The organism is Stutzerimonas urumqiensis, assembly GCF_003640395.1.
Taxonomy (GTDB): Bacteria; Pseudomonadota; Gammaproteobacteria; order Pseudomonadales; family Pseudomonadaceae; genus Stutzerimonas; species Stutzerimonas urumqiensis.
The window spans coordinates 148,392-171,998 of record NZ_RBZQ01000006.1 but is presented as its reverse complement, the minus strand read 5'-3'; the positions used below and the strand labels follow the sequence as shown (position 1 = coordinate 171,998).

17 protein-coding genes, 2 tRNA genes and 1 pseudogene are annotated in these 23,607 nt (G+C 65.9%); 7 read left to right on the top strand and 13 right to left on the bottom strand.

Annotation, left to right across the window (positions count from 1 at the left end; translation table 11 throughout):
* Window positions 1-70: 70 nt before the first annotated feature.
* From D7325_RS13435 to D7325_RS13400, 8 genes are all read right to left on the bottom strand, one after another.
* The gene (locus D7325_RS13435; RefSeq protein ID WP_120996404.1) at window positions 71-2,419 is read right to left on the bottom strand and encodes an efflux RND transporter permease subunit; all 2,349 of its coding nucleotides are present in this window, start codon (window positions 2,417-2,419) and stop codon (window positions 71-73) included.
* A gap of 15 nt (window positions 2,420-2,434) precedes the next feature.
* Complete coding sequence (locus tag D7325_RS13430; protein WP_120996402.1) at window positions 2,435-3,523, bottom strand: WD40/YVTN/BNR-like repeat-containing protein; 1,089 nt, start codon at window positions 3,521-3,523, stop codon at window positions 2,435-2,437.
* Between the two features lie 246 nt (window positions 3,524-3,769).
* On the bottom strand, window positions 3,770-6,430 hold the full coding sequence (gene pepN / locus D7325_RS13425; RefSeq protein WP_120996400.1) for an aminopeptidase N: 2,661 nt from the start codon (window positions 6,428-6,430) through the stop codon (window positions 3,770-3,772).
* 79 nt (window positions 6,431-6,509) lie between these two features.
* A complete protein-coding gene (locus tag D7325_RS13420; protein ID WP_120996398.1) occupies window positions 6,510-7,340 on the bottom strand; it encodes a DUF2797 domain-containing protein in 831 nt (276 codons plus the stop codon).
* Window positions 7,340-7,606, bottom strand: a complete 267-nt coding sequence (locus D7325_RS13415; RefSeq protein WP_120996396.1) for a YeaC family protein — start codon at window positions 7,604-7,606, stop codon at window positions 7,340-7,342. Before D7325_RS13415 ends, D7325_RS13420 begins: the two co-directional genes overlap by 1 nt.
* 66 nt (window positions 7,607-7,672) lie before the next feature.
* Window positions 7,673-8,527 (bottom strand): rhomboid family intramembrane serine protease, encoded by an 855-nt coding sequence (locus D7325_RS13410; RefSeq protein WP_425452306.1) that lies wholly within the window; start codon window positions 8,525-8,527, stop codon window positions 7,673-7,675.
* Complete coding sequence (locus D7325_RS13405; RefSeq protein WP_120996394.1) at window positions 8,527-9,495, bottom strand: metallophosphoesterase; 969 nt, start codon at window positions 9,493-9,495, stop codon at window positions 8,527-8,529. Before D7325_RS13405 ends, D7325_RS13410 begins: the two co-directional genes overlap by 1 nt.
* Window positions 9,495-10,382 carry an NAD(+) kinase gene (locus tag D7325_RS13400; RefSeq protein ID WP_120996392.1) on the bottom strand — a complete coding sequence of 296 codons (888 nt, stop codon included), beginning with the start codon at window positions 10,380-10,382 and terminating at the stop codon, window positions 9,495-9,497. Before D7325_RS13400 ends, D7325_RS13405 begins: the two co-directional genes overlap by 1 nt.
* A gap of 86 nt (window positions 10,383-10,468) precedes the next feature.
* On the opposite strand from D7325_RS13400, the gene D7325_RS13395 reads away from it, so the two are divergent.
* Window positions 10,469-11,395 (top strand): DUF1853 family protein, encoded by a 927-nt coding sequence (locus D7325_RS13395; RefSeq protein ID WP_120996390.1) that lies wholly within the window; start codon window positions 10,469-10,471, stop codon window positions 11,393-11,395.
* Here D7325_RS13395 and D7325_RS13390 read toward each other — a convergent pair.
* The 3 genes from D7325_RS13390 to D7325_RS13380 form a co-directional block, all read right to left on the bottom strand.
* The gene (locus tag D7325_RS13390) at window positions 11,392-12,339 is read right to left on the bottom strand and encodes a 1-aminocyclopropane-1-carboxylate deaminase/D-cysteine desulfhydrase (RefSeq protein WP_120996388.1); all 948 of its coding nucleotides are present in this window, start codon (window positions 12,337-12,339) and stop codon (window positions 11,392-11,394) included. The genes D7325_RS13395 and D7325_RS13390 overlap by 4 nt on opposite strands.
* 3 nt (window positions 12,340-12,342) lie before the next feature.
* Window positions 12,343-13,695 (bottom strand): coiled-coil domain-containing protein, encoded by a 1,353-nt coding sequence (locus D7325_RS13385; protein ID WP_120996386.1) that lies wholly within the window; start codon window positions 13,693-13,695, stop codon window positions 12,343-12,345.
* A 220-nt stretch (window positions 13,696-13,915) separates the two neighbouring features.
* Window positions 13,916-15,946 (bottom strand): NADPH-dependent 2,4-dienoyl-CoA reductase, encoded by a 2,031-nt coding sequence (locus D7325_RS13380; RefSeq protein ID WP_120996384.1) that lies wholly within the window; start codon window positions 15,944-15,946, stop codon window positions 13,916-13,918.
* Window positions 15,947-16,155: 209 nt separating this feature from the next.
* On the opposite strand from D7325_RS13380, the gene D7325_RS13375 reads away from it, so the two are divergent.
* From D7325_RS13375 to D7325_RS13365, 3 genes are all read left to right on the top strand, one after another.
* On the top strand, window positions 16,156-17,166 hold the full coding sequence (locus D7325_RS13375; protein ID WP_120996382.1) for a carbon-nitrogen hydrolase family protein: 1,011 nt from the start codon (window positions 16,156-16,158) through the stop codon (window positions 17,164-17,166).
* A gap of 11 nt (window positions 17,167-17,177) precedes the next feature.
* Entirely contained in the window at window positions 17,178-18,200 is a 1,023-nt protein-coding gene (locus tag D7325_RS13370) for an AraC family transcriptional regulator (RefSeq protein ID WP_162988052.1), read from the top strand.
* A 111-nt stretch (window positions 18,201-18,311) separates the two neighbouring features.
* On the top strand, window positions 18,312-20,195 hold the full coding sequence (locus D7325_RS13365; protein ID WP_120996379.1) for a pyruvate kinase: 1,884 nt from the start codon (window positions 18,312-18,314) through the stop codon (window positions 20,193-20,195).
* Between the two features lie 62 nt (window positions 20,196-20,257).
* Here D7325_RS13365 and D7325_RS13360 read toward each other — a convergent pair.
* Window positions 20,258-20,334, bottom strand: a tRNA-Asp gene (locus tag D7325_RS13360).
* Between the two features lie 36 nt (window positions 20,335-20,370).
* Window positions 20,371-20,446, bottom strand: a tRNA-Val gene (locus tag D7325_RS13355).
* 244 nt (window positions 20,447-20,690) lie between these two features.
* On the opposite strand from D7325_RS13355, the gene D7325_RS13350 reads away from it, so the two are divergent.
* From D7325_RS13350 to D7325_RS19440, 3 genes and pseudogenes are all read left to right on the top strand, one after another.
* Entirely contained in the window at window positions 20,691-21,332 is a 642-nt protein-coding gene (locus D7325_RS13350; protein ID WP_120996377.1) for a type II secretion system protein N, read from the top strand.
* Between the two features lie 3 nt (window positions 21,333-21,335).
* A pseudogene (gene gspD, locus D7325_RS13345) lies at window positions 21,336-23,261 on the top strand (type II secretion system secretin GspD); the annotation flags it as partial.
* A 99-nt stretch (window positions 23,262-23,360) separates the two neighbouring features.
* Window positions 23,361-23,597, top strand: a complete 237-nt coding sequence (locus D7325_RS19440; RefSeq protein WP_245962087.1) for an SPOR domain-containing protein — start codon at window positions 23,361-23,363, stop codon at window positions 23,595-23,597.
* The last annotated feature ends 10 nt before the right edge of the window (window positions 23,598-23,607 follow it).

Genomic DNA, 23,607 nt, shown 5'->3' with positions numbered 1-23,607 from the left:
CACGCCCCCGGCTTCCCGCAATCCAAAAAAAACCGCGGCCTAAGGCCGCGGTTCGGTCAACGCCTGATCGCTACGCCGCCTTGATCTTGGCCGGACGCACCAGGAAGCGGGCCAGCGCTGGCAACAGCCAGATCGCACCGAACATGTTCCACAGGAACATGAAGGTCAGCATCAGGCCCATGTCGGCCTGGAACTTGATGGCCGAGAACACCCAGGTCACCACGCCGATACTCAGGCAGACACCGGTGAACAGCACGGCCTTGCCGGTCGACTTGAGCGTTTCGTAGTACGCCTCCTGCAACGGCATGCCGGCCTTGAGGTAGGTTTCCAGCCGGCTGTAGATGTAGATGCCGTAGTCCACGCCGATGCCGACGCCGAGCGCGATCACCGGCAGCGTCGCGACCTTCACCCCGATGCCCATGAACGCCATCAGCGCGTTGCCCAGGATCGACGTCAGCACCAGCGGCAGCATCACGCAGAGCGTCGCGGCGATGGAGCGGAACGTCAGCAGGCACATGAAGCCGACGGCCGCGTAGACCGCGATGAGCATGGTGGTTTCCGACTCGGCGATGACCTCGTTGGTCGCCGCCTCGATACCGGCATTGCCGGCGGCGAGCACGAATTCCAGCCCCTCGCGGTTGTTCTCCTCGGCGAACTCACGGGCGGCCTCGATCACGTGCTCGAGCGTTTCGGCCTTGTGGTCGTTGAGATAGACGATCACCGGGGCCAGCGAGCAGTCGTTGTTGTACATGCCCTCGGCACGTGCAATCGAGTTGTTCAGCACGAACTGGTTACGCGACAGCGTCTCCCACTTCAGGCTGCCCTCGTTCATGCCCTTGATGCCCTGCCGCGCGACCGTGACCATCGATACCGCCGACTGCACGCCCTCGGTGTTCTGCATCTTCCACATCAGCTCGTCCATCGCGGCGAGCGTGTCATAGGCCGCACAGCCTTCCGGCGCGGTCTTGACCATGATTACCAGCACGTCGGAACTGGTCGAGTAGTTGCGGATGATGAAGTCGTTGTCGAGGTTGTAGCGCGAATCCGGGTGCAGCTCCGGCGCGCCCTGATCGAGGTCGCCGATCTTCAGGTTCTGGCTGTACCAGAGCCCGCCGAGCAGCGCGAGCAGCGCCAGGAAGACCGAGATCGGCGCGACCTTAGGGCTGGCGAAACCGGACAGCGCACGCCAGAACGGATGCTCGCGCACGGCGTCTTCCTGGCTCTGCTTGATCGCGCGCTTGCTGATGCCGAGGTAGGAAATGGTCACCGGCAGCAGGATCAGGTTGGTCAGAATGATCACCGCCACGCCGAGCGACGCGCCGATCGCCAGTTCGCGGATGACCCCGATGTCGATCAGCAGCAAGGTGACGAAACCCACTGCGTCGGACAGCAGCGCCACCAGGCCGGGGATGAACAATTGGCGGAACGCCATGCGCGCCGCCGTCAGCGAATCACCGGCATCGCTCGAGGCGATGGCGATGCCGTTGATCTTCTGCACGCCATGCGAGATGCCGATCGCGAACACCAGGAACGGCACCAGCATCGAATAGGGATCGAGCCCGAAGCCGAAGGTATGGAGCAGGCCGAGCTGCCAGATCACCGCGACCAGGGTGGTCACCACCACTGCGATGGTGCTGCGGACGCAGCGGGTGAACCACATCAGCAGCGCAAGGGTGATGCCGATGGCGATGATGAAGAACATCGCAACGTCGACCAGACCATCGATCAGGTCGCCGACCTTCTTGGCGAAACCAATGATGTGGATATCGACGTTCGGGTTCTGCGCCTCGTACTTGTCGCGGATTTTCTCCTCGAGTTCATGGGAGAACTTCTGGTAATCGAGCGCGATCTGGCGGCTGGGGTTTTCCGGGTCCGGGTAGGACTCCATCAGCGGCACATCGATGATGCTCGACTGGAAGTTGTTCGCCACCAGACGGCCGATCTGGCCCGACTTGAGGATGTTATCGCGCAGGTCTTCGAGGCTCTCGGGGGATCCGTCATAGGTCTGCGGAATGACCTCGCCGCCGGCGAAGCCCTGCTCGGTCACCTCGGTCCAGCGGACGCTCGGGCTCCACAGCGACTTCAGGTTGGAGCGGTCCACGCCATGGATGTAGAACACCTCGTCATGGATCTGACGCAGGGTCTCCATATACTCCTTGGAGAAGATCGTCCCTTCCTTGGCTTCCACCGAAATGCGCACGACGTTCCCCATGTTGGCCAGGTCGTTGCGGTGCTCGAGCATGTTCTGGATGTAGGGATGCCCGAGCGGGATCATCTTCTCGAAGCTGGTCTGAGGCCGCACCTGGGCGGCCTGGTAGAACAGGAAGATGCTGATCAGCAGGCACAGCAGGATCACCGCCGGGCGGTGATCGAAAATCAGGCGCTCGAGGAACGAGGGCTTGTTGGGCTCAATTTTCATGCAAAGGCTCCCGGCTTAATTCGATTGGGCTTGGTCTGCGCCCGTTGGCGATGCGACGCGTACGCCGCCCTGCCCAACCAGGATCAGGTTGCCTTTGGAATCGGAGGTCACACCGGCGAGCGAAAGCCGGTCCGAGCGGGCATGCACATCGAAGCTGCGTCCCTGGTCGTCGCTGATCAGCACGGCGCCGCCGTGCCCGACCACCACCAGCCGACCGTCGGGCAGGCGCGCGCCGTCCGCGAGACCGGATTCGAGCAAGCCGCCATTGACTTCGTTCAGCTCCACCTGCTCCCAGCTGTTGCCGAAATCGGCCGAACGGAACAGATGCCCGCGCAAGCCAAAGGCGATGACGCCACCGGGTTCGCCGCTGCCGATCACGCCGAACAGCGAGCCCTCGTAAGGGGACTCGACGCGCTCCCAGGTCATGCCCTGGTCGGCGGAGCGAAACATGCCACCCATTTCGCCGACGATGAAGACGCCGCCGCCGGGAATCGCCGCGATGGCGTTGAGGTGGAAGCCATCTTCGTTATCGAGCCGATCGGCGATGTCGTGCCAGGTCTTGCCGCCATCGGTGGTTTCGAGGAGCGCGCCGTAGGCACCGACGGCGATACCGTGCTGCCGGTTCTCGAACCAGACGTCGAGCAGCGGCGCTTCGCGCTCGCGCTCTTCGTACTGTCGGGTCCAGGTCTGGCCGCCGTCTTCGGTCGCCAGAATGAGGGCATCGTGGCCGACCGCCCAACCGTGGGTGTCATCGACGAAGTAGACCGCGGTCAGCATCTGCCGCGTCGGCACCTTGGCTTGCTGCCAGGTGGCGCCACCATCATCGGAATAGAGGATATGTCCGCGATCGCCCGCCGCCACGAGCCGATCACCGGCCCGCACGATATCGAGCAGCAGGCTTTTGACGGCCTTCTTCGATTCGATCGAATAGCGGATCTGCGAATCGCTCTCCTGCGCATGGGCGGGTAGCCCACTCAGGGCGAGGAAGGAAATGACACTGCAGACCGAGAGCAGCCTGAGCAGCGGAACACGGCGATGGATCACCGCCGCGCGAAGGCCGTTCGCGATGCGGCCGGACTGGGTGCGCCACACGGGCTCACGCATACATACCCCCTTTATTCTTATAAGTAGGGCCTGCTCTGGTAGCAGACGGGGGCCATCCTAGCCACGCGCGGAAAGCGGTGACAATGCGCCGCACGTTATGTTTTGTAAGCGCTCGAACCCGCGCCACAGCTGCGATCAGCGGTGTTTATGGCGCCGCCAAAGGTTGCCGAATGAAGGTGCTCGCGAAGGGTCGCGGAGTGGGGGAACGGACGGCGAGCCGGCGTGGATCGCTGGCTCGCCGATCGGTCAGGCAAGGCTCTTGCTGACCACCTCGTAGACATCACTGGACAGGCTTCCCGACGCGAGGATGCGCTCGAGTTCGCCCCGCATCAGCGCCTGTCGCTGCGTGTCGTACTTGCGCCAGCGCGTCAGCGGCGCCAGCAGGCGCGAGGCGATCTGCGGGTTCAGCGCGTTGAGCATGATCACCTGGTCGGCGAGGAAGCGGTAACCCGCGCCGTCGGCACGATGGAAGTTGACGGGATTCTGGTTGGCGAAGGCACCGATCAGCGCGCGCACCTTGTTCGGGTTCTTCAGGGTGAACGCCGGATGCTGCATCAGCTGCTGCACGCGCTCCAGCCCACCGGGAAGCGGGTTGGCCGCCTGCACGCTGAACCACTGGTCCATAACCAGCGGGTTGTCCTTGAAGTGCTCGGCAAAGGTGTCGAGCGCCAGCGCCCGCTTCTCCTCGAACGGCGATTGCACCAGGTTCGCCAGGGCAGCCAGCCGCTCGGTCATGTTGTCCGCGGTATCGAACTGGTCCAGGCACAGCGCCAGCACGTCCGAACGCTCGCTGAGCATCAGGTACGACAAGGCGATGTTCTGCAGCGCACGACGGGCGAAATGCTCGGCCGACGCGACGTATTCGGTCTGCCGCGAGACTTCGCGATTGGTCATGTAGCGCTGGTAGAGCGGCCCGAACAGGCGGTCGGCCAGCTCGCGCCGGGCAAACTCCCGCGCGGCGTGGATGGCGTCGACGTCCGCGACCTCGGCAATCTCGGTCAGGTAGGCCTCGCCCGGCAGCGACAGCATTTCGGCGACCATCGCCTGGTCCAGTGTTTCGTCGCGCAGCACCGTCGCCAAGGCCTCGGCCAGCCGCGCATCCATCGCCAGCGCCTCGCCACGCTGGTGCTGAGCCACGAGGTCCTGCAACACCTGCACGGCCAGCTGCTGGCCAGCCTCCCAGCGGTTGAAACCGTCGCTGTCGTGCTGCATGAGGAACATCAGTTGGTCACGGCCGTAGGGGAAGTCCAGCTTCACCGGCGCGGAGAAATCGCGCAGCAGCGACGGCAGCGGCTTTTCGGCGATGTCGAGGAAGGTGAAGGTCTGCTCGGCCTCGGTCACCGACAGAACGCGGTGAGTGCCGACGGCCGCCTCTTCGCCGTCCAGCCGCAGCGGCAGGTCGTTGCCCTCCGCATCGAGCAGGCCGAGCGCGACCGGAATCACGAACGGCTGCTTGTCGGGCTGGCCCGGCGTCGGCGGGCAGCTCTGGCTGAAGCTGAGGCTGTAGCGTCCGGCCGCCTGGTCGTACTGCTCGCGCACCGCCAGGCGCGGCGTGCCGGCCTGGCTGTACCAGCGCTTGAACTGCGTCAGGTCGACGCCGTTGGCGTCTTCCATGGCCGCGACGAAGTCGTCGCAGGTCACCGCCTGGCCGTCATGCCGTTCGAAATACAGGTCGGTGCCCTTGCGAAAGCCCTCCGGGCCGAGCAGCGTGCGGATCATCCCCACCACTTCGGCGCCCTTCTCGTAGACCGTCAGGGTGTAGAAGTTGGAAATCTCGATGAAGGATTCCGGGCGCACCGAATGAGCCATGGGGCCGGCGTCCTCGGCGAACTGGTGGGTGCGCAGGTAGGCCACGTCCTCGATGCGCTTGACCGTCGCCGAGTTCATGTCGGCGGAAAATTGCGCATCGCGCAGCACCGTGAAGCCTTCCTTCAGCGACAGCTGGAACCAGTCGCGACAGGTCACGCGGTTGCCGGACCAGTTGTGGAAATATTCGTGCGCGACGATCGCCTCGACCCGCTGGTGCGCAGCGTCGGTGGCGGTCTCGGCCTTCGCCAGCACGGCGCTGGAATTGAAGATGTTGAGGCCCTTGTTCTCCATGGCGCCCATGTTGAAGTCGTTCACCGCGACGATCATGAAGATGTCCAGATCGTACTCGCGGCCGTAGACCTCTTCGTCCCAGCGCATGGAGCGCTTGAGGCTGTCCATGGCGTGCTGGCACTTGTCGATGTTTTCCGGCTCGACGTAGATGCGCAGCGCCACCTCGCGACCGCTCATGGTGGTGAAGCTGTCTTCCACGCACCAGAGGTCGCCGGCGACCAGCGCGAACAGGTAGGCCGGCTTCTTGAACGGGTCTTCCCAGGTCGCCCAGTGCCGGCCGTCGCCTTCCTCGCCGCTGGCGACCGGGTTGCCGTTGGACAGGAGGATCGGATAGGCCTGCTTGTCGGCGCTGACCGTGGTGGTGAACCGGCTCATCACGTCCGGGCGGTCGAGGTAGTAGGTGATCTTGCGGAACCCTTCGGCCTCGCACTGGGTGCAGAACATCTTGCCGGACTTGTACAGGCCCTCCAGCGCGGTGTTGCTTTCCGGGTGGATGCACACGGTGCTGTCGAGGGTGAAGGCGGCGCTGTCGGGCTGAAGCGTCAGACCGTCGTCATCGAGGCGGTAATCGCTCGGCGAAAGCTCCCGATCGTTCAGCTTCAGGTGCAGCAGTTCCAGCTCCTGGCCGTGCAGTTCCAGCGGCGGCAGCGCCTCGCCGGGACGTTCGGGATTGCGCCGCATGACCAGCTGCGCGTGCACCAGGGTGCGGTCTTCGTGCAGCTCGAAGGTCAGGTGGGTTTCATCGATCAGGTACTCCGGCGCCTGGTAGTCCTTGAGATGGATGACTTTCGGCTGTTCTGTACGCATGGTGACCCTCTTGGCTCGGCCCGGACATCGGCGGGCGCTGGACGGTGACTGGAGTGCACGCGTGGCGATCGTCGCCTCGCTAGGCGCTGCTGGCGGCCACGCGGTAGGCCGTGAACTTGCGGACGTTGATCACGCCGGTGTCGAACATCAGGTACTGACCCTTGATGCCCATCAGCGTGCCCTCGACGACCGGCGTCTTCTCCAGATCGAGGCTGACGATCTTCGTAGGATAGACCGTCACGGGATAGCGAATTTCCACCACTTCGGCATCCGGCAAGGGCTGAACGGCCTGCAGGCCGAAGCGTGCTTGCAGCGACTGCAGTCCTTCGGCGCAGGCATCGAGCACCTGCTCGCGGATTCGCGGCAAGTCGAGCGACTCGGCATCGCCCTTGAGCAGGGCGCGCCAGTTGGTGCGGTCGCCAACCTGGCTGCGCAGCAGGTCTTCGACCAGGCCGGACTGTTGGCGCGTGGCCACCCGCAGGATCGGCAGCGCCTGGCTGGCGCCCTGGTCGAGCCAGCGGGTGGGCAGCTGTGTCGCTCGTGTGATGCCCACCTTGATGCCGGACGAATTGGCCAGGTAGACGATGTGATCGGTCATGCAGAAGCGCTGGCCCCACTCCGGATCGCGACAGGTGCCGAGCTCGTGATGGCAACGCTCAGGACTGACGATGCAGGTGTCGCATTGCGGCAGCTTGGTAAAGCAGGGATAGCAGTAGCCCTGACTGAAGCTCTTGCGGGTCTTGCGCCCGCAGTGGCTGCAATGGATTTCCCCGAGGTATTCCAGTCGCACCGTCTTGCCGATCAGCGGATTGACCGGCACCCGGGTTTCACCCAGGCGAAAGCTGTACTGCGCGGTCGTGCCCAGCTCGACCGCCATCTTGTCGAGGGCACCGCGTGCGAGTTCCTGCATCAGTGGCGGGTTTCGGAGGCGTTGGTGAACAGCGCGTTGGGAATAGGCTGCTTCTTCGAGCCGCACTCCTGGGTACCCATGAAACCGGTGCGTTCTTCCTCCGGCAGGTTTTCCTGCTCCCAGGCGATCATCGCCTGCAGGCACAGTTCGCGCTGCTCGGGCGTGAGCTTGCGCCCATCGCCCCACTTGCCCAGCTCGACGGCCAGCTTGAGGTTCTCGTAGATCTCGGGGGTGATGGTACGGATGGCATCGAGGAAGGAAGACATGCGGCAGCTCCTGAAAACGAGCGGCCATTCTAGCGGCGTGGGACCCGATGTGGGAGCGCGACCCGCTCAGCCGCGACGGGCGCGCGACAGCAGACCGCCGATGATGCCGGTCGCGCACCCGGCAACCAGACCGCTGACATGCGCCGCGTTGGCGATCGCCACGGAGCCGAAGCTGACCAGCTCGATCACACCCGTCAGGCAAATCAGCAGCCAGGCCAGCATCAGCACCACGACGCCCGGCGGCAACCGGTAGGCCGGGCTCGGGGCGAGCTTCTGGAACAGCCAGCAATGACCGAGCAGGCCGTACAACACGCCGGACAGCCCACCGAAAATGCCGGCGCCGCCGTACAGGTGCTGCGCAAGGTTCGAGGCCAACCCGAACAGCAGCGTGAGACCCAGCAACGCCAGCGGACCCTGGCGGATCTCGATCCGACGCCCCAGCTCCCAGTACCAGAGCGCGTTCATGGCCAGGTGCAGCCAGCCGAAGTGAATGAACATCGGCGTGAACAGCCGCCACCACTGTCCGGCCTCGAGGGTCGCGCCCAGCGACGCGAAGTAGGCGTACTCACCCTCGATGCGAAAACCAGTGAAACTGAGCCAGCGCACCGCGTCCAGGTTCTCGCCCAGCGCCGTGATCGCCGCGACCACGAGCGTGACGAGGATCATCAGGGCGGAGAGAGGATGGCCCCTCAGCTGGCGCAACACGCCGCCGCGTCGGGCGGGCTCGACGCCGAGCCCCTCGCCATCGGGGCAGCGCGCATACAGCTCGCGCACCTGCTCGGCGAATTCCTGCGGCACGCGCACGACCTGCTCACCCGCCTCTTCGCTCACACGGTGAGGCACGCCGAGGCGACGCAGCAGGCTGACGAATCCGCTGAGATCCTGGCTCAGCGGCAGGCGCAGCGCTTCGGCGATCTGCATCAGGCCTCCGGTCGCTCGACCTCGACCCAGCAGAACTTCGCCGGGTCGATCCGCGCTTCGCCATCGAAGCGATAGGCCACCAGCTTGCCGTACTTCACCGCGCTGTAGTCCAGGCACGCCAGGTTGGGACGCAGGGGCGCCGGCGTCCCGCTTCGCCAATAGTGGCCGACGAACAGCGGCGGCTCGTCCGGGCCATAGAGGAACAGGCGATCGCGCTGGGCCGGCGACAACGGCAGGCAGGCGGCGTGATCGGGCAGACCGTCGGGCTGAAACACGACGTCACCGTAGGTCTCGGGCCGCTCCTCCCAGAACTTGGTGCGGAACACCGTTCGGGTGAAGCCCTCTTCGCTGGTGAGCGTGACACCCTTGGGTAGCGGCAGATCGATGCCGCGCAGCAGGCGATCCAGCGCGGTGCAGGCGAAGCTGCCATCGACGGCCGCTTCCTGCAGAAAGGCGACGTCCAGCCGCCCTTCGTCCAGTCGCTCGCGCAGCTTCGCGATCACCGCGCCATCCCAGCAGGCGTGCACCACGCGAAACACTCCCGCGTCCAGATAAAGCGGCAGCTCGAGAAACCACTCGCGAAACGCCTGCCACTCCTGCGGATGCGCGTCGAACTGTTCGAAGGTGTCCCGCAGCAGCCGCTCGTAGCGCGGCGTGTGTTCCCGCACGAACGACTTGCCGCTGCCGGGCGGGGTCGGCGTGTACCAGCCCAGCGCGTTGAATTCGTGATTGCCGAGGATGCAGTGGGCATGGCCGCCGTCGACCATGTCATGGACCAGGTGCAAGGCTTCACGGATGCGCGGGCCGCGGTCGATCAGATCGCCCAGGAAGATCGCCTGGCGATACGGGTGGCGCCACACGCCATGCTCACGCCGATAGCCCAGCTGCTCCAGCAGGCGAGCCAGGGTCAGCGCACATCCGTGGATGTCGCCGATGAGGTCGTAGCATCGCGCCGGATCGAGCCGCATCAGTCGCCTCCGCCAAGGCGGCTGCCCCAACCGAGCTTGGTCCGACAGACCTCGTAATAGTTGTGGTCGAGCGGATGGATCAAGTGCAATTTCTGCGGCTTCTTTCGGACCGTGATGGTGTCACCCGGCGCGCAGGTGAAGTGGTTCTGACCATCACAGGAGACTTGCGGATAGATCTGCATGTTGGGTGAGACAACGACTTTCAGCTCGCTGTTTCCATCGACCACGATCGGCCGGCTGGACAGCGTATGCGGATACATCGGAACCACCACGATCGCATCGAGCTTCGGGTGCATGATCGGCCCGCCGGCCGAAAGCGAATAGGCGGTCGAGCCGGTCGGGGTGGCGACGATCAGCCCGTCGGCCTTCTGGCTGCAGACGAAATGGCCGTCGATGTACAGCTCGAATTCGATCATCCGCGTCGACTTGCCCGGATGCAGCACCACATCGTTGAGCGCGTCGCCCTCGCCCACCGTGTCTTCCTGTCGACGCGCCAGCGCCTCGAGCAGAAAACGGTTCTCCAGCAGGTACTGGCCGTTGAGCACCTCGGCGACCTTCTCTTCCAGCTCGTCGGGCCGGATGTCGGTGAGAAATCCCAGGCTGCCCCGGTTGATACCTAGCACCGGCACACGATAGCGACACATCACCCGCGCCGCGCCGAGCATGCTGCCGTCGCCACCGACCACGATCACCAGGTCGCAGGATTCGCCCAGCACCTGCTTCGAAGCGGTCTGCAGACCGTGTCCGGGCAACACATCGGCAATGGTTTCTTCGAGGATCACGTGCAGATGACGCTCGGCCAGGAAGCGCTTGAGTCGGCGAATGCTGTCGAGCACCTGGGCGCTGCCCAGGCGACCGATGATGCCGATGTTGCGGAATTGCTCCATTGAAGCTCCGTGGGGCCCGGGATTGAGTCGCCGGATTATGGGCGAAAGCTTCCGGCAGCGGCAAACCAGCGGGCTATGCTCTAGCCATGACCCTTCCCGACCTCGACGAGACCCTCGCGCGGCTGCAGCGCCGATCGGTGCGCGACCTCGCCTGGACACTGCTGTCGCCGCCCATGCTTGGCGAACCGCCTTGCCGCCAGCGCCATCCGCTGACTGGCAGCGGCTGGCACGACCGGCCCGAGCGCCTGGTCGACTGGCTCGTCCGCCATGACGATGCTCCCGAGGCGCTCGAAACCTGGCTCGCCCGCGGCAGCACGCGACGGCTCGGCCTCTATTACGAGCGCCTCTGGCAATACGCACTCACCCATGCCCCCGGCGTAGAGCTGCTCGCTGCGAACGTTCCGGTCCGCCGCCAGGGTCACACCCTCGGCGAGCTGGACCTGCTGCTGCGCGACGCCGATGGCCTCCATCACCTCGAGCTGGCGGTGAAGCTCTACCTCGGCCTGGATGCCGATTCGGGCCAGTTCGATCGCTGGATCGGCCCCGGCGGCCATGACCGGCTGGACCTCAAGCTCGACCGCCTGCAACACCATCAGCTGCCGCTATGCGCCACCGACGAGGCGCGCGATACGCTGCGCGAATTCACCCGCGAGCCGGTCGAATCGTCGATCTGGCTGGCGGGGTACCTGTTCGACGATGCCACCCGACTGCCCCAACGCCCGTTCGGGACGCACCCGGCGCTGCCGCCCGCCTGCTGGCTGCGGTATGGCGAACGACAGCGGATCGGCGGCGGGGTCGATACCCGTTGGCAATGGCTGCCCCGGGCCTGCTGGCTCGCACCGGCAACGGCGACCGACGGCTGGGATGGGCCGGCCGTACAACGGTGGCTGGACAGCTTCTGCGAGCTTCGACAGCCGCAGCTGTTGGCGAGGCTGAGGCCTGGTCCGGGTGGCCAATGGTTGGAATGCGGGCGGGTCTTCGTCGTGCCGGACGACTGGCCCGCACAGGGCTAGCTCGCCCGCTCCAGCAGCGTCCGACGCCCCTGCAAGCCACCGGTATGAACGACGATGATCCGAGAACCGGGCGCGAACCGGCCCGCGGCGAGGGTCAGCCGCAACGCCAGCAGCGCCTTGGCCGTGTACACCGGATCGAGCGGTACGCCTGTCTCGGCCTCGGTGTCGGCCATGAACGCCAACAGGGTTTCATCGATGCGACCGAAACCGCCGCGGGCCGCTTCGATCAGGCAATAACCGGCATCGAGTCGGCCCGCCTGTTCCAGCAGTGCGGCTACCGCGTGCCCGACACCATGCGCGGGCGGTCCGGCCAGCGCGCCATAGACCGGGTGCGCCCCGGCCTCGCCGATGACCAGCCCCGCCAATGTGGTGCCCGTACCGGCTGCAAGCCAAAGCGCCGTGTAGTCATCCCAGCCCAGGTCGCCGAGTTGCCCGCGCAAGCCGCCCACCAACCGTGCGCAGCTTTCAGCCGCAGCCAGGCTGCAGCCGCCCTCTTCGATGCAGACGAAACCTGGATAGCGCGCCTGCCACGGCGCCCAGAAGCCAGGCTGGTGGCGGGCGCGATAACCGCCATAACCCAACCAGTGCAACGTCATGCCAGCCTGCTGGAGATCGACGACCGTTGGCGTCTGGCAAGGCTCGCCTCGCAGAAGCCCAACGGTAGGCAGGCCGAAGCGCTGGCCGGCCGCCGCCAGTGCATGGAGATGGTTGGAATGCGGCCCGCCCAGGCCGATCAGCCCGGTGGCCGGGGTTGTCCCGTCAGGCTGGGCCGAACAGGCGGCGAGGTAGGGAGCGAGCTTGTACCACTTGTTGCCGCTCAGGTGCGGATCGATCGAATCCAGCCGCAGCATCGCCAGCTCGACGCCCGCGTCCCGTGCCCAGGAAAGATCCAGCGGTTGCAGCGGCGCGGTCGCCGGCGGTGCGAACGGCGACGCCTCGAGCAAGGGTCAGCTCCCGGTCTTGCGTAGCGCGCCCTGGTGCAGTTCGCAGCACTCGGACTCCACGAGCACGAATCGACCGGGCGAATCCACCCGCGCAACCGACTTGGCACAGACCCCGGCGCCCAACCGCTCGGCCTGGCAGACCGGGGCCTGGTAGTGCGCCAGCCAGCGGCGGTAATGCTCCAGCGAAACATTGCACTTGCTGGCCGCGTACGCCTGGGGGCTCTCGACGTAACGCGCCAGTTCGGTCAGCGGCACGGTCAGATGGCCGGCACCGGGATGATAGGCGACGAACATCAACCCGCTGGCGGCCAGCTCTTCACGCGCACGCTTGCCGGCGGCAACCTCGCGATCGCTCGCCTCCTGTTTCAGCCGCTCGATTTCCTGCTGCAACTGACTGTCGAGTTCGTCGCGATAGCCCAGCTCCACATCGCGCACCGCGACCTGCTCCTGGTAGTCGGCTACTGCCGCGGCGATGCGGGCCTGCATGTCGGTCTCGAGGCGCTGGCGCAACGTTTCCACTTCCGATTGGCTGTTGCGCTCGAGCGCGCGCACCTGCCGGGCGAGCTCTTCGCGCGCCTGCTGGTACTGCTCGGAACCAGCCGCCAGCTCGGCCTTCAGCCCGGCATTCTCCTGCTCCAGCGTATCGACGCGGGCGCGCAGCCGGTGCAGCTCGTCATGCAGGTCTCGGCGCTGCTGCTCCGCCTGCTGGCGAGCACTGGCCAGGGCCTCCTCATGTTCGCGCAGCAGGCTGTCGATCTTCAGCCGCTGTCGCTTGATCAACAATGCGGCCTTGAGCCGTTGCTCCTGATCGGGCCGCACCGAGGATGGCTCGGCCGATGGGGCGTCGGCGGCGTACCAGCGGTCTTCGGCGGCGACCTGCAGCCGCTCGGGCGCCACCATCGGAGGGACGTCTTCCTCGACGAGCAAGCCGAGGTTGTTGCGCCGCATGCAATCGCGCAGCAACGCCAGATCGCTCTGGCCCGCCGTCTGGCCCGGGTCCCACAGGTGCATCTGGTGCCAGTTCACCGGACAGCGGCTGCGGCAGGCGAGGCGGATCGGCCCGGCGCCCAGATCGGGACCGCGACCGGCACGCTCGGCCAGTTGCCGCAACGGAATGTTCCAGCCGCTATCAGCACCGCCCTCTTCGGTGAAATCCAGGTAGAACAGCACCGCCGAGCGTATCTGCAAGCGCGAATTGACCAGCACGTAAGCCGCACGCATCTGCTGGTCGGCGAACTCCGGCAGGTCCACGACGCCATCGAGCAGCGCCTCGAATTCCGGGTGGAGCATTTCCTTGCAGATCCCCTGTTCGTTGAAGAACAGTACGGCTTCGACCATCTGCGGCTTGTTCTGCATGCTCGGCGTCCTTCGTCGGCCGGTGGCCTCGTGGAGCGCCCGGAAATGGGCGCGGCGTTTGGGCCGGTAGTCTAGGAGAATTGGCGCGCCGCGCAGTGTGACTGGGTTGGCAGGCATCTGGCCGCTGTCGCGGGCGCGCCTGACCGAGCATGACGAAATGTGACGGGATTGGACACGCGCTCGAGACCCGACACGCCATCCGGCGTGCCGGGTCCTGCACTCAAAGGCTGGCAGCCAGGCGCGAGCCCTGATCGATGGCGCGCTTGGCGTCGAGTTCAGCGGCTACGTCCGCGCCGCCGATCAGGTGCACCGTACGACCGGCCGCCTCCAGCGCCGGCTGCAACTCGCGTAGCGGATCCTGACCGGCGCAGACGATGATGCTATCGACTGGAAGGACCTGCGGCTCGCCCTCGCCCACTCGGACATGCAGGCCCTGATCATCGATCTTCAGGTAGTCGACCGCGTTGACCATGCGTACCTGTTTGTTCTTCAGCCCGGTGCGATGTATCCAGCCGGTCGTCTTGCCCAGGCCGCTGCCGACCTTGCTCTTCTTGCGCTGCAGCAGGAACACCTCGCGCGCCGCTGCATGCGGCTGCGGCTCGACGCCAGCGATGCCGCCGCGCGCCTCGAGCGACAGGTCGATGCCCCACTCCTTCCAGAACGCTTCGCGATCGAGGCTGGTCGATTGGCCGTCATGGGTGATGAGCTCCGACACGTCGAACCCGATCCCGCCCGCGCCGATCACCGCGACGCGCCGACCGACCGGCTTGCGGCCGAGGATCGCATCGAGATAGCCCATCACCATCGGATGATCGATGCCGGGAATCTCCGGCGTGCGCGGCTGGATACCGGTGGCCAGGATGATCTCGTCGAAGCCGCCTTCTATCAGCGTATCGGCGGTGACGCGCTGGCCAAGACGAAGCGTGACGCCCGTGCGCTCGATCCGGTTGCGGAAGAAGCGCAGCGTCTCGTGGAACTCTTCCTTGCCGGGAATGCGCTTGGCCACGTTGAACTGGCCACCGATCTCCTCGGCGCTGTCGAACAGCGTGACCTCGTGCCCGCGCTCGGCCGCGACGGTGGCTGCCGACAGCCCCGCCGGCCCGGCCCCTACCACCGCGATGCGCTTGATCTGGCGCGTCGGCAGGTAGTTGAGCTCGGTCTCGTGGCAGGCGCGCGGGTTGACCAGGCAGCTGGTCAGCTTGCCGCTGAAGGTGTGATCCAGGCATGCCTGGTTGCAGGCGATGCAGGTGTTGATCTCATCCGCACGGCCGGCGGCGGCCTTGGCGACGAAATCCGGATCGGCCAGAAACGGCCGGGCCATCGACACCATGTCGGCATCGCCCTCGGCGATGACCCGCTCGGCGACCTCCGGCGTGTTGATCCGGTTGGTGGTGACGAGCGGGATGCCGACCTCGCCGCGCAGCTTGGCGGTCACCTTGGTGAAGGCAGCGCGCGGGACCTTGGTCGCGATCGTCGGAATACGTGCTTCGTGCCAGCCGATGCCCGTATTGATCAGGGTCGCGCCGGCCAGTTCGATGGCCTTGGCCAGCTGGACGATCTCGTCCCAGGTACTGCCGCCTTCGACCAGGTCCAGCATGGACAGCCGATAAATGATGATGAAGTCGCGGCCAACCGCTTCCCTCACCCGCCGAACGATCTCGACCGGCAGGCGCATGCGGTTCTCGTAGGTGCCGCCCCAGCGATCGGTCCGGTGGTTGGTGTGGGCGACGAGGAACTGGTTGATGAAGTACCCCTCCGATCCCATGATCTCGACGCCGTCGTAGCCGGCTTCGCGGGCGAGCGAGGCACAGGTGGCGAAGTCGGCGATCTGCTTCTCGATGCCGGTCTCATCCAGTTCATGCGGCGTGAAGGGATTGATCGGCGCCTGAATGGCGCTGGGTGCGACCAGCTTCGGGCTGTAGGCATAACGCCCGGCATGCAGGATTTGCATGCAGATCAGCCCGCCCGCCTCATGGACCGCCTGCGTGACGATGCGATGCTCGGCCGCTTCGGCCGGCGTCGACAGCTTCGCCGCACCGGCCCGCACCGCGCCTTCTTCGTTCGGCCCGACGCCGCCGGTCACGATCAGGCCGACACCGCCCCGTGCGCGCTCGGCGAAATAGGCCGCCATGCGGTTGAAGCCGTCCGGCATTTCTTCGAGACCGGTGTGCATCGAGCCCATCAGGGTGCGGTTGCGCAGTGTCACGAAGCCGAGATCGAGCGGCGCGAGCAAGTGTGGGTATGCGGTCATGATTGCCTCTGTTCTCAGGCGGGGCGCGTATTCGACGCGTCCCTTCACGGTGAAACCCGTCTCTGCGGACGGCGACTTGGCCGCACGATAAGTCGGCGCCGCCACCGCAGCAATGATCGGAAACAACGCTTCGCTAACCCAATCGCGCAGCCATCTTGGCAGACGTTTCGCCCTTCACTAGGCTGTGCGCTCCATCGCCCGGCTCACCCATGCGCACCTTGAAGACCCGCACATTAAAGGCCGTAGTGCTGCTGCTCCTCGCTGCGATCGGCCTGTTCGTCTATCTCGACTGGGCTCGCGAGCGTGACGACGGCCCGTTGCTGTCCGATCTACGCCCTGCCGCGGTGACCCAGTACGGCGCACCCGGCCCGCAAGGCAACCTCATCGGCATCGAAACCCGTCTGACGCCCGCCGACTATCAATCGCCCGCGCGCCTCGCGCTGAAATTTTCCACCTACCTGAACCAGGCCCGCGCGGCCGGGCTGCTCACCCCGGAGAGCGTCGTGGTGCTGCCGGAGCACGTCGGCACCGGCCTGTTCGCGGTCGGCGAGAAGCCCGTCGTGCAACAGGCCCGCACGCTGCGCGATGCGATGCAATGGATGGCGCTGAGCAATCCCTGGCGCTACCTGCGCGCGCTGCTGGCCAACGGGGGGCGCGACCGTCGCACCGAAGCCGTGCTGCGCATGAAGGCCGATCGCATGGCGGACCATTACCAGCAGGTGTTCGGTGGCCTGGCGCGCGCGTACGGCGTCACGCTCGTGGCCGGTTCCATCGTGCTGCCCGAACCGCGACTCGAGCAGGGCGAGCTGGTCCCCGGCGAGGGGCCGCTGCGGCAGGTGTCGGTGGTCTTCGGGCCGGATGGCCAGCCGCTGCCGCCGCTCTGGACGAAAAGCCGTCTGGACCGCTACGAGCGCCGCTACAGCAGCCCCGGAGCGGGAGAGCCGCCCTCGCCGACACGAACGCCGGCAGGTCGGCTCGTCGTCCGACTGGGTTGCGACAGCCGCCTGCCGATCAATCCGACCGCGCAACTGCTGGCCCTGCCCGGCGCATCGGCACCCGGCAGGCAGTGCCCAGAGACGATGGGCGAACCCACGGTGCCCCGGATGGCGGTGCGCACCCAGGGCCTTCCCTGGAACCTGCTCGGCTCACCGAAGCGTCCCGCCGCCACGCCCGCGAATGACACCGCCAGGATCAAGGTGCAATGGCTGCCGGCGCCTTGAAGCACAAGCCAATGAAACTGGGCGACCTTTCGGTGGGCTTCGTGCACAGCCTTGCCGACGCTCTGCGGCTGCGTGGCATCGAGCCTGACCAGCTGCTGCTCGACTACGGCCTGGATGCCGCGCGGCTGGCCGAACCCCAGGCGCGCATTTCCATCCCGCGCTACATGCGCCTCGGCCATGCCGCGATGCAGCTGGCCCAGGACCCCGCGCTCGGCCTGGAGATGGGCCGCCTGCGCAAGCCGAGCCACCTGGGCCTGGCTGGCCTGACGGCGACGCAGGCACCGACACTGCGCGAGGCGGCCCGTGCGCTGGTCCGCTTCGAGCCGCTGTACGCCTCCAACTACCGTGGGCAGTCCAGCTTTCACGAAGATGCCCAAGGCGCCTGGATACGCTTCTACTCGATCAGTCCCTACAACGCCTTCAACCGGTTCGTGGTCGACACGGTGCTCGCCAGCTGGATCAGTCAGCTCGGCGCCGTGGTCAGCCAATCGGTGGCGCCGCGCGCGGTTCACGTCGAGTTCGATCCAACCGACTACCACGCCGCCTACGAGCCCTGTTTCGGCCAGCCGGTCGAGTTCGGTCGCGAGCACAACCAGCTGCGGCTGGACCAGGCCACCCTTTCGCTGCGCAATCCCGACCATTGCCCGGGCGCCTGGCATCAACTCGTGGCGCTGTGCGAGGCCGAGCTGCACCAGCGTACCCGGGCGCGCAGCCTGCGCGACCAGGTCACCCAGCTGATCGGCCCCATGCTCAAGGGGCAGGAGCCCAGCCTCGAACAGGTCGCCGCGCGGCTGCGCCTGCCGGCCTGGACGCTGCGTCGCAAGCTCGCCGAGGAAGGCAGCGGCTTTCGGACCCTGCTCAACGACACCCGGCGCGACCTGGCCATCGCCTACATCCGCGATACCGATACTGCTTTCGGCGAGATCGCCTGGCTGCTCGGTTTCACCACCGCCGAAGCCTTCCAGCGTGCATTCAAGCGCTGGACGGGACAGCCGCCCGGCGAATACCGGCGCATGCTCAAGCGCCAGTCCTGACCCACCGAGCCGGCGTCGCCGCTCATCGCGCCAGATGAAACCGGTGCGCGGGGCACGAGTCTGTCCCTTGCCTGACCCGCACCCGCCGGGTCGCCCGCACCGGAGAACCCGATGCCCACTCACCCCATTACTCGCTCCCCCGAACGCGAGCGTCTGCTGGAAACGCTCGAGGCACTGCGCGCCGAGATGACCAGCACGGCCTGCCTCGCCCCGCTGCACGATCACCCGCTCGATCCGAGCTACCGCCAGAGCGCCGAGAACCTACTCCATTACCTGTGCCTGCGACGCCACGATCTGCGCGACCTGCAAATGCACCTCGCGCAACTGGGCCTGTCGTCGCTCGGGCGCTGCGAGCCGGCAACGCTGGCGGCGGTTGATTCGGTCATCGCCGCACTGCGCGGACTCAACCATGACGCGCCCGCTGCGCTGACCCACGGGCTGACGCTGAGCGACGGAGAACGCTTGCTCGACGCCCATGCCGAGGCCCTGTTCGGCCCGATCACAGACGAACGGCCGGTGCGGATCATGGTCACGCTGCCGAGCGAATCGGCACGGGATGAGTGGCTGATCGAGGACCTGGTAAAGGGCGGCATGGAGTGCGCGCGGATCAACTGCGCGCATGACGATCCACCTACCTGGCAGGCCATGATCGAGCGCGTTCGGGCAGCGGAAAAATCGGTCGGGCGGTCCTGCAGGATCACGCTCGATCTCGCCGGTCCCAAGCTGCGTACCGGGCCGATCGCAACGGCGCCTGGCGTGGTGAAAGTCCGCCCGATGCGCGATGCCTTCGGTCGCGTGCAGCGGCCCGCGCGGATCTGCCTGGCATGGAAGCCACACGACGCCATCGGCCCTGAGGTCCAGGCAAACCTGCCGATCGTCGGTGGCGAGCCGGCCGATTTCTCGCCCGGCGACGTGCTCAAGCTACGCGACGCGCGTGGCGCCAAGCGCCGGCTGACGGTCGTCGCCGTGGAGGATTCGTTCGTCCTGGCCGAACTCCACAAGACCGCCTATTTCACCGAAGGCCTGCGCCTGAAGCACCGTCGTGCCGGCAAGACCAGACGGCACCTGGCGATCGGCGAACTGGCAGCTCGTGAGCAGAAGCTTGTCCTTGCGGTCGGCGATCGGCTGCTGCTCACGGGCGACAAGACGCCAGTCGATCCAACCGACTTCGACACGCAACAAGGCAAGCCGGCACGCATCGGCTGCACCCTGCCGCAGGTGCTGCCGGCCATTCGCACGGGCGACTCGGTCTGGTTCGACGACGGCAAGATCGGCGCACGGGTCGACAAGGCCGGCGAAGAGCAACTGCTGCTACGAGTGACCCATGTCGCTCATGCCAGTGGTCGGGCCAAGCTGGCGAGCGACAAGGGCATCAACTTTCCGGACAGCCTGCTACCGCTGAGCGCGCCCACCGACGAAGACCTCGACGCCCTCGCCTTCGCCGCGCGACATGCCGATATCGTCGAGATGTCCTTCGCCAACCGTGCGCAAGATGTCGAGAGCCTGCTCGAGCATCTGGAGCGACTCGATGCCGCCCACCTGGGCGTCGTCCTCAAGATCGAGACGCGCACCGGGTTCGAGAACCTGCCGGCCATGCTGCTGGCAGGTATGCATCGCCCCCGATTCGGCGTGATGATCGCGCGCGGCGACCTCGCCGTGGAAAGCGGCTTCGAACGGCTCGCAGAGGTGCAGGAAGAAATGCTCTGCCTTTGCCAGGCGGCGCATGTACCGGTGATCTGGGCCACGCAGGTGCTGGAGAGCCTGGCCAAGAGCGGTGCGCCCTCACGCTCGGAGATCACCGACGCGGCGATGGGCGTCCGCGCCGAATGCGTGATGCTGAACAAGGGACCCTACATCCTCAAGGCGCTGTCATCGCTCGACGATGTGCTACGCCGTATGCAGGGCCACCGCAGCAAGAAGCGCGACCTGTTCCGCCCGCTGCGGGTCGCTACGCTAGCCGCGTCGAACGAAGCGCCAGACTCAAGGGAACGATAACGACAGAAACGAAAAAGGCGGCCTCGGAAGACCGCCTTTTTCTGGCTTCGGTGAAGCGTATATGGCGCAGCGGACGGGACTCGAACCCGCGACCCCCGGCGTGACAGGCCGGTATTCTAACCGACTGAACTACCGCTGCGTGTCGGCTGGACTTTCGTCCATATCTCGCAAGAGTTGGTGGCTGATGACGGGATCGAACCGCCGACCCCCTGCGTGTGATGCAGGTGCTCTCCCAGCTGAGCTAATCAGCCGATCGCCTTGCGAGGCGCGCAATTTACTGATGAGGTCCTGCCAAGTCAACACGCCGCCTCGCATTTTTTTGGCAGGGCACCTCCGGGCGCGACGACAGTCCAAGCGGAACGCCCGAGGCGAGGCAGGCGGCGTTCGCGTCAAATAGCCTGTCATCTAAATCCGTTAGTGTTGCGGCCTGGCGTTTTTCGGCTGCTATGATCCAGTGCAGTCACCGCACCGCCTGTACGAATGGAGTCTTCCTACTTGCCCCGCCCCGGTAGCCTGCAGAATTACCAGCGACACGCGCCCTTGGTGGCTGCCACGTTGTTGCTGTGCCTGTTTGCCGTTTATCTGGCATGGCAGGTGATGCAGTGGATGGCGCTGATGGCGGCCGCGGAAACCGCCGGTACCGATGCGGTACAGGCCACGGGGGCAGCGCCCGATCTGGCAAGGCTCGAACAACTGTTCGGCCCGCCTCCGGCGAGCCAGGCTGGCGGCGCTCTGCCGGCCAGCGACCTGAACCTGACCTTGCACGGCAGCTTCGTTCACGCCGACCCCGCGCGCTCGAGCGCGATCATCGAGCAGAGCGGCAAGCCGCCGGAGCGCTATTCGCCTGGCGACGAGATCACCTCCGGCGTGCGTCTGGAGCGCGTCCTGCCCGACCGTGTCGAGCTGAGCAAGGATGGTCGGCAGCAGGTACTCGCCTTTCCGACATCCCGCTCCTCCGGTACATCTTCGAATGCGGGCGACTACCCCGATCCCTCCACGGGCCTGCCGCCAGGCACCGCGCCAGTCGATCCGGAGGCCGCGCTCATGGAGCAACAGATGGAAGCCTTGCGCCAGCAGATGGAAGGCGTCATGAACGAACAAGCACAGCCCACCGATGCTCCCATGGAAGACAACTAGACAATGCTGACCCACCTTACCCGCCCTCTGGTCGCCTTGCTGGCGGCAAGCACCATCGCCGCTCCCTTGCCGCTCCATGCGCAGGAACCGGGCATCCAGCCAAGCACCGAGTCGACTCGCGAAGGCTGGACGATCAACCTGAAGGATGCCGATATCCGCGCCTTCATCGATCAGATCAGCGACATCACAGGGCAAACCTTCATCGTCGATCCTCGCGTCCGTGGCCAGGTAAGCGTGGTGTCGAGCGCGACGCTTTCGCTGAGCGAGGTCTACCAGCTCTTTCTGTCCGTGATGGCGACGCACGGGTTCAGCGTGTTGGCGCAAGGTGACGTGGTCCGCGTGGTACCCAACGCCGAAGCGAAAGCCGAAGCAGGAACCGGCCCGACCGGCGGTGCGCAGCTCGAAACGCGGGTCATCCAGGTCCAGCACACGCCGGCGACGGAGCTCATCCCGCTGATCCGCCCGCTCGTACCGCAGTACGGGCACCTGGCCGCGGTGCCCTCGGCCAATGCGTTGATCATCAGCGACCGTAGCGCCAACATCGCGCGCATCGAGGACCTGGTGCGCTCGCTGGACCAGGCGGAAACCAACGATTACACCGTCGTCCCACTGCAATATGGCTGGGCGGTGGACATCGCCGAAGTGCTGCGCAATGCGGTGAACCGTGGCGAAGCCCAGGGCGTGCAGAACACGCAGATCATCGCCGACTCCCGGACCAACCGCCTGATCTTCATGGGGCCCGCCGGGGCTCGTAACGAGCTGGCTTCGCTGGCCCGCACGCTCGACACCCCCTCGACCCGTTCGGCGAACACCCGGGTCATCCGGCTGCGGCACAACGACGCCAAGTCACTGGCCGAAACGCTCGGCGAGCTGTCGGAGGGCTTGCAGCAACCGGGACAGACCGAACTGCAAACTTCGACGCCCCAGCCGATCCTCATTCGCGCCGACGAGAGCCTCAATGCGCTGGTGCTGCTGGCCGAGCCGGAGCTGATCGGCACGCTGGAAAGCATCGTGCGCCAGCTCGACGTTCCGCGCGCGCAGGTGTTGGTCGAGGCAGCGATCGTGGAGATTTCCGGCGACATCACCGATGCGCTCGGCGTGCAATGGGCGATCGATGCGCGCGGCGGAACGGGCGGCCTGGGTGGCGTGAGCTTCGGCAACACCGGGCTGTCGGTCGGCACCGTGCTCAATGCCATCGACGAAGGCGAAATACCGAACGACCTGCCGGACGGAGCCGTGATCGGCGTCGGCACCCGCAGCTTCGGCGCGCTGATCACGGCGCTTTCGGCGAACAGCAACAGTAATCTCCTGTCGACGCCCAGCCTGCTGACGCTGGACAACCAGGAAGCGGAAATCCTGGTGGGCCAGAACGTGCCCTTCCAGACCGGCTCCTATACGACCGACTCGGCAGGCGCCAACAACCCGTTCACCACGATCGAACGGGAAGACATCGGGGTGACCTTGAAGGTCGTGCCGCACATTAACGAAGGGGGCACTCTGCGCCTGGAGATCGAACAGGAGATCTCTTCCATCGCCCCCAGCGCTACGGTCAGTGCCGAGGCGGTCGACCTGATCACCAACAAGCGCTCGATAAAAAGCACGATCCTTGCCGAAGATGGCCAGGTCGTCGTGCTCGGCGGCCTGATCCAGGACGACATCACCCGCACCGAAGCCAAGGTACCGCTGCTGGGAGACATCCCCTTGCTGGGCGCGCTGTTCAGGTCGACCGAGGAAAGCCACGTCAAGCGCAACCTGATGGTATTCCTGCGTCCGACGGTCGTGCGTGATCGGGCCGGCATGGCCGCCTTGTCCGGGAAGAAATACAGTGACATCCGCGTCATCGAAGTGGGCACGGGCCGCCCAACCGTGCTGCCTGCCGATGCCGACCAACTATTCGATCCGCAGGGCGTGCCGGCCATCGACTTGCGGGACGAAGATGACGTCGGCACGCCCCCACCGACCCGGCTCGAACCCTTTTCGGCACGGGATAACCCGCCGCAGGCCGCCGCCTTCGAATCGCCACCCTTGATGGAAGGCTGGTCCATCCAGCTGGCGAGTCTTTCGACAGCAGAAGCGGCCGAGTCCCTACGCGGACGGCTACGCAGCAGCGGCTATAACGCCTACGTGCGTTCAAGCTCGGGACTGAACCGCGTCTTCGTGGGGCCGGTCGCCAGCCAGAATGAAGCCTATCGCTTGCGCGACGAGCTGAAGAAGGTGCAGCAGCTGGAAGGCTTCGTCGTGCGCTACCAGCGCTCGGAGGATTGACGGCTGCCAG